General features: G+C 41.6%; 7 protein-coding genes. All 7 read right to left on the bottom strand.

The window, feature by feature from the left end:
• Window positions 1-201 precede the first annotated feature (201 nt).
• Genes csx2 through cas10 form a run of 7 tightly spaced genes read right to left on the bottom strand, consistent with a single transcriptional unit; the run spans window position 202 to window position 8,108 of the window.
• Window positions 202-1,455, bottom strand: coding sequence for a TIGR02221 family CRISPR-associated protein (gene csx2, locus QUB61_RS36190; RefSeq protein ID WP_333135894.1), 1,254 nt, complete (start codon window positions 1,453-1,455; stop codon window positions 202-204).
• Between the two features lie 11 nt (window positions 1,456-1,466).
• Window positions 1,467-2,231 carry a CRISPR system precrRNA processing endoribonuclease RAMP protein Cas6 gene (cas6, locus tag QUB61_RS36195; protein WP_333135892.1) on the bottom strand — a complete coding sequence of 255 codons (765 nt, stop codon included), beginning with the start codon at window positions 2,229-2,231 and terminating at the stop codon, window positions 1,467-1,469.
• On the bottom strand, window positions 2,225-3,511 hold the full coding sequence (csm5, locus tag QUB61_RS36200) for a type III-A CRISPR-associated RAMP protein Csm5 (protein WP_333135890.1): 1,287 nt from the start codon (window positions 3,509-3,511) through the stop codon (window positions 2,225-2,227). The genes cas6 and csm5 overlap by 7 nt, the downstream gene beginning before the upstream one ends.
• A 5-nt stretch (window positions 3,512-3,516) precedes the next feature.
• Window positions 3,517-4,584, bottom strand: coding sequence for a type III-A CRISPR-associated RAMP protein Csm4 (gene csm4, locus QUB61_RS36205; RefSeq protein WP_333135888.1), 1,068 nt, complete (start codon window positions 4,582-4,584; stop codon window positions 3,517-3,519).
• Complete coding sequence (gene csm3, locus QUB61_RS36210; RefSeq protein ID WP_333135886.1) at window positions 4,581-5,582, bottom strand: type III-A CRISPR-associated RAMP protein Csm3; 1,002 nt, start codon at window positions 5,580-5,582, stop codon at window positions 4,581-4,583. The genes csm4 and csm3 overlap by 4 nt, the downstream gene beginning before the upstream one ends.
• A 2-nt stretch (window positions 5,583-5,584) precedes the next feature.
• Window positions 5,585-6,079 carry a type III-A CRISPR-associated protein Csm2 gene (gene csm2, locus QUB61_RS36215; protein ID WP_333135884.1) on the bottom strand — a complete coding sequence of 165 codons (495 nt, stop codon included), beginning with the start codon at window positions 6,077-6,079 and terminating at the stop codon, window positions 5,585-5,587.
• On the bottom strand, window positions 6,063-8,108 hold the full coding sequence (gene cas10, locus QUB61_RS36220; RefSeq protein WP_333135882.1) for a type III-A CRISPR-associated protein Cas10/Csm1: 2,046 nt from the start codon (window positions 8,106-8,108) through the stop codon (window positions 6,063-6,065). Before cas10 ends, csm2 begins: the two co-directional genes overlap by 17 nt.
• Window positions 8,109-8,177: the final 69 nt, after the last annotated feature.

Consider the following 8,177-nt stretch of genomic DNA (forward strand, 5'->3'; position numbering starts at 1 on the left):
AAAGGTTTCATCCTATTTTACCTTTTTTTGTCTACCCCCTTGACAATTTGCACTTTTTCTTAACTTGTCACAAATGAAGTCATGGTGGGTTCACCAGTATTTATACTCATCGCAAAAGTGACACGCTCCCAGGGCGATCGGGCTTCAGAGGATGGGAGGTGTGGGAAGGGCGATCGGCAAAAATAATATTTACCTCAGAGTTTATTTTTGTGGCAGTAAGCTTTCTCCAAGCTTTTTCAGTCGAGGATAGAGTGAGGAAGCCTTCTTTTTAAGCTTGGCTGCATCTTGAGGTTTCTGATTCATGCCAACATGAGCAATATCATTACGCAATTCAGTCATTTTACTCCAGACACTAGCAAGTTCACCTGCTTCTGACAAAGCTGCAAACTTTTCATTGCAACGGCTATCAAGAGGAGGACGAGGATCAGGTTTATTCTTTTCAACTGCATTATTGAGAGCAGCTTCTACATACTTGCGACCTTTTGGATGATCGAACATGGGTTCACCAAATTGCAGCGCTAAGATCGAAACCAACCACTCACGTGCTAAAGTAACTGCTTGTACCAATTGATTTCGGTCAATGTACCATTTAATCATCTGAAATTGTAGTCGCAGATTCTCAGTAAAAGTTGCTTCATCTGTGGGAGCTCCGAGAGCAAATTGTCCGTACTCTTGAACCACCTTGTCTGATAAAAGTGAAAACGGTTTAGCTCTATCGGCAAAACTCGGTGCAGCTTGTTGGAGGATTTGTTCTAACTCAGTAGCCAATCGCATCGTCTCAATTGGTCTAGTTACACTTAAAGCTAGGGAAATATTTTCAATTGCTTCAGCCGATTTTTTAAGATTATCTTTAATGGGTCTGCTAGATGGAATGTCGCGCAGTTCAATACTGGATGGGATGGCACTTTTAAGTAAACTAGCTAGTGCTTGTCCGTCTCCTATTTTGACAAATTGATTAGTGGCTGTAATCCAATCAATCATTGACACAAATTCAGATAGGTCAATGACCGGCGCTGGTACGTTATTTTTGCTATCGCTTAACTCAGGAGCACCATAGTAAATAGCTGCAATTGTTACGTTTTTAGCCGCTTTGAGGTAAGCAGCGAATAAAAAGACGAGAAAAGGGAGCGATCGGAGTCCGTGAGTAATATCAAAAATTACGCGATCGTCTTCATCAACATATTGAGTGATGATTTTAAAAGTTTCCCACATTTCCTCCGTAGTTCTACCAGTTGGGATATCAATCGGCTTGATACGCGCATCTCCTAGTGCTTCTAATAGAGGCCAAGTAGTTGCTTTTGCTTCTTCTGTGACGCACACTAACATAGTGTCATATTCACAAAACTGGTGCAGTGCTTCAGCAAATACTTGACCCTTGTAGGTGCGATTGCTATGGCTGTAAATAGTTTCTCTTGGATATTTACCTAAAAATGTAATGATTTTTGTTTGACTCATTAATAATCTCCTTAATCTAGTTTTACAAGTGTTTGACCCATTCCTAAACGGGTTTTAATTCCCGTACCTGAATAGTGACTGTATTGAACCAGCAAATTAGCAACATTAGCCAGCAAGGAATCAGTGCGGTAAGGAATTTGCAGCGTTACTTGACCAACAAACCCGTTTACATATCCTCTCGGCAACTGGTGCGATCGCGTTTGAATCTTGTGGTGTTTTAATAAAACAGCCTGACTCAAATAAGCGATTAATTCATCACTCCCCAAATAAACAGGAGCAAAGTGATTCCACCTTTCTAACCAACTGCGAAACATCTGATTGGGAACGGGTAAAGCTAAGTGCGCCGAACCTTGTGCGAAAGCAGTCGGAGTTGTAAATTTAAGGTCGAAGCGGCGGACTGGTTCTGGTTCATTGGCTACAAGTTCTGTGTAAAGTTGTTCGTAGCTGGTGATTTCATCTTCTCGATTAATTATATCAAATTTAGCACCTAGAAATTCGAGAGATGGTGAGAGATTCAGGGAGGCGATCGCTTTTGCAGCATTTTCCTGCAAGCCAGACAAAGACAAGGTATAAAACTCATCTGGTGTAAACGTCTGAAAATCTTTTGAAACTTGGTAGAAACCCTGAATTCCTGAAAAACTTACAGAAGGTACAGCCTCACTCCCGACTTCTAAGTCTAATCGGCGATGCAACTCCTTCACCAATTCTAAATGGTAGGCGCGCGGCAAAAGAGCGGGTTCGGATACAGTTAATGTCCAGGTAGAACGAATTAGCATGGCTTAAACTTTACCCATCCAGGTACATATTTGATATCGCCCTTACGATCTACAACAGTTCGCCGCGATTTTGGTGCTTCAAAACCCGGTGCTTTGCTTCCGCAAGTATCACGGATTTCTGCTACCAATTTCTCATCAAGACATAAACTAACCGTAGTTCCCAACATTCCGCTTGCCCAACCAACCCTTAAGCTATAAGGGCACTCAGTCGGTTCGTATAGTTCCTGAATATAGCTGAAATTTAAGTCTTTACCTTGAGAGCGATTATTTTTGATATCCTCCCAATAATCATGTTCAGCATCCCATTGCTCTTGAGCGAAATCTCTACAAATTTTCAGCAATTCATCCAGATTTTTAAACGGTATTTTCATTCCTTCGCTATGAGTGAACCATTGCAGCATTTCCGTATCCAGACTGATGGTAAATTCAGTCTGCACGTTGCGAACCATTTCGGCATAAATGGAAGCGCGATATTTAGCTTTATAATCTGGGAAGCGGCTGGAGACAATGACTTCAGCAACTATAGGTAAGTTAAAAAATACATTTTTTCCTTGCTTAGTGACTTTTTTTAATTCTAGCAAAGGCTGAGAATCGGTGACTTTAATGGCTCGCATGAAGTCCGTGTTAGGCCCAATTTTGCTTTTGACCGATCGCCCTTGATATGAGAACTCAAAATCAGTAAATAAACTATCCATGAATAGTTCATCATCTAAAAATTTTTGTTTGTGTTTATTTGCGACTTCTCCTGTACCAAGTTTTTCTCGCAATTGGATTTCTATGACACTAAGGCTGGCCGATTCTGGTAGTTGATATTTGTTTTCATGTTTGAGGAGGTGGTAAGCGATCGCAGTTCTAATTGCCCCTTTAATCGACGAACCGGGAATATACAATTGTCCCATGCCGTTGCGAATCATCGGACGCAAATCTGTCACCGGATTTTCAGTCCATTTATGACTGACAGCAATTTCAGGAAAAATGCGATCGCCATCTTCACCTGTAGCATTCCACCATTGATCGCCGAAGACATCTTCAAGCAATTTAGTAATATTTTTAGACTCTTCAATAGTACGAATATAATCGTCCAATCGACCCCCTTGATACAGCACTTTTGCTAAAGCTTCCCGATCTGGGAGATAAACCCTTTTAGATGTCTGGACATATTCAAAAGGATTCAAGCGCGAGACTTCTGAGCCGATATGTAAAATAGGACTTGTTAGCTGAATCCGCTTTGATTCGGAAGCTTCAGGTTTTTTGATGGCAAGGTGAGAAGTAGCAGTCATGATATTTATTCACTCTTGACTTTGATAGGAAGACTCAAACTAATGCCGCTGCGATAAATTGGATGATTCGTAAATCCTAACGGGGTTACATCAGCTAGTTTGCCGATCGGTTCAGAGGAAAAAACCGAACCTTCAGCAAACATTCTAATTGACTTGCGACGTAACTGATACCCAGAAGGAGAAGAGGATACCCAACCGCCTCTTTCTATAATTTCATAACTTGCTTTTTTATCTGCGATCGCCTCGTTCAGTTTTTGTTCGTCATTTGTCCAAAACAAACTCATAAGAGTGTAGTAACTGTTGTCCTTAAAATCTACTACTTGTTGCCAAGTCGGAGATAAAGAATCCCACTTAGCTTTAAACTGTCCGCTTCCGCTAGAACGTTCGCCACCTAAACCTTCATCTCCCAGCCACTTCAAGACAGCTTTTAGGTCATGTTCCAAGGTTTTATTGACGCAGGGAAAGTGGATGAGAAAATATAAGCCTGAATGGGCTTGGCTATCTTGTTGAAATTGTACGATGCCTGTGTGATAAAAGTTAGTTGCTCTAGTTACTCTGTCTATCGCGACTTTGGGCAGCGGTCTCTTTTTGTAACAGGTTCCGTAAGCAAATGCTCTCGCTTGATTTAAGTTTCCCTGACTTTTGCCATCATTAGTATAAGTAATGAGTTCGTCGCTATCTGCAAACCCTTCGCCCTGATACCACCGCTGCCAAATTTCCAAAGGCAAGTAATTGAGTTTCTTCTTGTAAGTCTTAAAAAAATTCAAATCGTCATCTGGGTAATTCCAGGGAAATCGGAGCGGTTTCGGCAAATAGTAGGTAATTTTATCTGCTATTTGCTGATAGATAAAAGTAGAAATTATGCAAAATGGTGGCTGGTTTTTCCGATCGCAAAACTGTTGCAACAATTCGGAAACTGCCTGAGATCCAAACATTCGAGCATACACAGCAATCAACGCACTAAATAGCGTATCCGATCGCACTCGTTCGCTAGTTTCCTCAATCCCAATACCTAATTCTCCGAAGTGTGCAGTCCCTAAAAATTGTAGTCGCACAAGTTTCCAGACGCTCATTTTGTTTCTCCTGTCAATTTTTTTTGTTGAATGCTGTCACTCAACGTGCCAAAGTTTTTGAGAAGTGCTGAGGTATCCTCTGGTTCCAGGATGGGAGCTCGAAAGTCAACACCATCTTCTGTTATCCGCCGATATTGATCCAAGTCGCGCCAGAAACACTTGAAGTTTTCAAACCGGACTTTTCCGTAACCCCGCGATCCGTGTCCCCCCAAAGCATCATCTTCGAGGAGGGAAAGCCCGATCGCGATATTCTGCAAATCCTCTATAGCTTGAGTGACATTATCGGCGCGATCGCCATCAGCTTCGACAGTATAAACTAACTCAAACTTGAATTTTGCACCTCTGGGAACTCGTTCGACTTGGCGGGGATTAGCAGCAGCAGTTACGCGATCGATACCGTTCTCAAATTTCCACTCAGTCATGTAAAGTCCGGTATCTACCCGCTTAAGTTTCTCGGCAGATTCATCGATCAAATGACAATCGCGTACAATCAATCGTGCCGGAGAATTGCGGCCTTTTTTCACCTGGCTGTGTTCCACACCATTTATAGTGCGAGTAACAAAACTACCGTTGCTTTTGCTTTCTACTCGCTCCAAACCTTCGGCTTGTGCCCGTGAAGTTTCAACCCAAAAATTAGAGCCGCCAGTAGAGCCAAACAACCGACTAATAGGACAAGTCAGCGCACCTTGATAACAAATCGGCTGTTGGTTAATTTCACTGTATCCATCCACCAGATCGTCGCTTTCATAACGATAAGTATTGCTCCCTCCTGCTCGATTCAAAGGTTTATTGTGAAACCGCTCCAAAATAGAGCGCAATTTGCCTTTAATTGAAGAGCCGGGAAGGTATGGAAACTGGGTAATAGGGTCACGGACAACGGCTTTATCTAGACCGCCGATGTCGAGTTTTTCTCCACCACCACCAATGTGCATTCCTGTCTCTAATAGCAAGGTGCTTTCCAGGCGAAATTTACCGAGTAGTTGTTTGTGTTGTAGCATGATTAATTATCTTTTCCTCCGGCTGCTTTATGGTAAGCAATGATAGATTCAATTAATTGAACCAGGCGATAGAAATCTGGTGAATCTTTAACTTTGTCGATCGCTTCTGAAATCACGTCGCTCAGTGGCTTAACAGGATTGCTGCCACGATCTTGTTGCCGAATTGCAGCATAAGCTAACTTTGGCTTTAGTAAAAACAGCTCATCCTCAATGACAGAAAAACTCTCTTCTTTATCTTGAGCAAGTTTGACTTTCAGACGTTTAACAGCATCCAAAAACTTGCGAATTTGGTTAGTTTTTAATCCTTGCTCCTTGAGATATGTACCTAGTAACTCTGCCTCCTTAACCAATTGGCGAATTTTGTAATTTCGCAACTGGCCATCCTTTAAACTGCGGATAGTTTGGATCATTTGTTGGTCAGCAGGCAAATGAGTTTGTTGCCCCTGAAGCGATCTCGGTTCCTGTCTGGCGATGGGCTTATTAGCTGGGTTTGTCATCGTTTTTAGCGCGGTTTAGTAGTTCAATCCAAGTTGCGATAGCTCCGAAATAAGGTGCATTGTACGGACTCATCAGAGATTTTCGTACAGGTTTAAGTTCATCACTTTTCCGAACGTCTTCAGGCAATCGCGCTATGGTGTAAGCTATTTGAGGTAGGTGCAAATAATATTGAATATCTTGCTCCTCATTTTCATAATCAACTTTTCTCCTTTTAGTTTGTATCTCCTCAATCATTTGCTCTTGCATTTGAGATGTGAGTAAAAGATTCCGTACAAAACTGCGAGAGTAACTTTCCTCCAATTGATCTAGGAACTTTTCGACAAAAGGCAAGACACCAAATAAACTCAGCGTTCCCTCTGTTCCCAAATGTTCTTGAGTTTTAGAGTCAATCTCTTCGATATCTGCTAGTTTAATATCTCTTGCTCCCAACCACTCGCTCCACTTGAAGACTTTGTTATCAAATAATCCAAAACTGTCGCGACCATTATCTTTAGCAGCATCCTCAGCTTTTTCTGCTAACTTTGCAGCTTGATATAGTGGAAACTTTTCTTTTTCGATACTAATGCCACCCGACAAAGTAATATCTGGGTTATTCCCTGTATAAGCGCGAAAACTTTGATAGACATCAAAAGCAAAATCAACATTTTCATTCCAAGAACCGCTGACAAATAAATCATCACCTCCTGCATAAATAAATAATAAATTTTGTCGTACCTCGTTGTTTAAAACAATAGCACTATCGGGGAGATTAGCTAGACGGTTTTTTGCCAAACTGTTGAGATAGACTTTAAAAAAGTAACTCATTTGGCGAGAAAGTCCAGCCAATCTCGGCAAGGTTTGATTTTCACCCAAACCCTCAGCAAAAATTCGCCCCAGTCTGTCTACATCCATCCGCAGATAGCCAACTCTAGAAATCCCCTTAGCTTTCTCGGCCATCTCATTCGCTCGGATGAAACCCAATTCTTCTTGGCTGAGCTGACCATAATTTCCTAAAAGTAACGGAACTATATTTTGAGTTTCAGCAGATCGATATTCTTGGAGATTCCAATTGTTGATAAGAAAAACATTTTTCTCCCCCTTAACTTCATCTATCTGCCCCCGCTCAGGTAGAAGGTAATAGTAAGCTTTAGGAAATGAAATGCTAAAAGCACTTGAGAGTCTTTGCTGAGGTAGATGCCTTTTTTGCTGTCGCACAACAGCCTCAACTTTAAAGAGTTTACCACCCAAGCGAAACATCCGGCGACAAGTTGAACAAGCCAGTACCGAATCAGGTCGCTCGGTATTTAAGTTTTCTAACTTCTTCACATCATCTCGATGACAAACTTGGCACTTGTCATAGCTACGACGCGGGCGAATAAAATAGTTTATCTCCTCAGCAAACTTCCGAGATTTCTGGGGAGTCAGTTTTTTCGTAACTGTTGACCAGTGCTTAGCAAAGTCTTTTTGACTGACATCTTTAACTGGAAATGTGATGTAGTCAAGAGCCAAAAAGACTTTGCCCTGAAAATTTCCTAGCAACCATTTGTTGAATTCTCTGTGGACTCTGTTTAAAACAAGTTTTGTGTCTTGAGTAGCAGCCGCTAATAAGTATAAATTACCGCCACCCGAATAAATAACGTTAGTACGGGGTAACTTTAACTCTTCCAAAAGCTGCTGAACAATTTCTTCAGTGACTAATTCCAAATAAAAACTTCGAGCGCGGAGAGATTTCAGCGCACCGTCAGAAGCAATGGTGTAAATAAACTTTTGAATTCCAGATAAGTCGCCAGCAATTAAAGTGATATCTTGCGCTGCGGGGTCATCTACTAAAGCACAAGCAACAGCCGCCGTCGATCGCACCATATCTATCAAAGCAATATTCCGCTCGCCAAAGCTGAGACAAGAAGCGTACTTCTCTAAAATCAGAGTTAGCAGTGATAAGTTTTGCCAGTCTTGTTCCCGAAGATTTTCTAAGTCTATTTTGAGATTTTTTTTATATTCTTCTAAATCGGGAGGTTCTGTTAATGGATAAGGAATTGATGGGTGCATCTCACTTTGGCAAATACATCAAATTGAAAGTTGACCGTTGAGATAAGCACAGCGAAGAGCAAGGATAGA

Origin of the sequence: Microcoleus sp. C2D2, assembly GCF_036702495.1 — a bacterium.
In the GTDB taxonomy this organism is placed as follows: domain Bacteria; phylum Cyanobacteriota; class Cyanobacteriia; order Cyanobacteriales; family Microcoleaceae; genus Microcoleus.

Coding starts and splice junctions, on each gene's coding strand:
- csm4 (WP_333135888.1), bottom strand. CDS start 4,584: ATGAGCGTCTGGAAACTTGTGCGACTACAATTTTTAGGGACTGCACAC.
- cas6 (WP_333135892.1), bottom strand. CDS start 2,231: ATGCTAATTCGTTCTACCTGGACATTAACTGTATCCGAACCCGCTCTT.
- csm2 (WP_333135884.1), bottom strand. CDS start 6,079: ATGACAAACCCAGCTAATAAGCCCATCGCCAGACAGGAACCGAGATCG.
- csm3 (WP_333135886.1), bottom strand. CDS start 5,582: ATGCTACAACACAAACAACTACTCGGTAAATTTCGCCTGGAAAGCACC.
- csx2 (WP_333135894.1), bottom strand. CDS start 1,455: ATGAGTCAAACAAAAATCATTACATTTTTAGGTAAATATCCAAGAGAA.
- cas10 (WP_333135882.1), bottom strand. CDS start 8,108: ATGCACCCATCAATTCCTTATCCATTAACAGAACCTCCCGATTTAGAA.
- csm5 (WP_333135890.1), bottom strand. CDS start 3,511: ATGACTGCTACTTCTCACCTTGCCATCAAAAAACCTGAAGCTTCCGAA.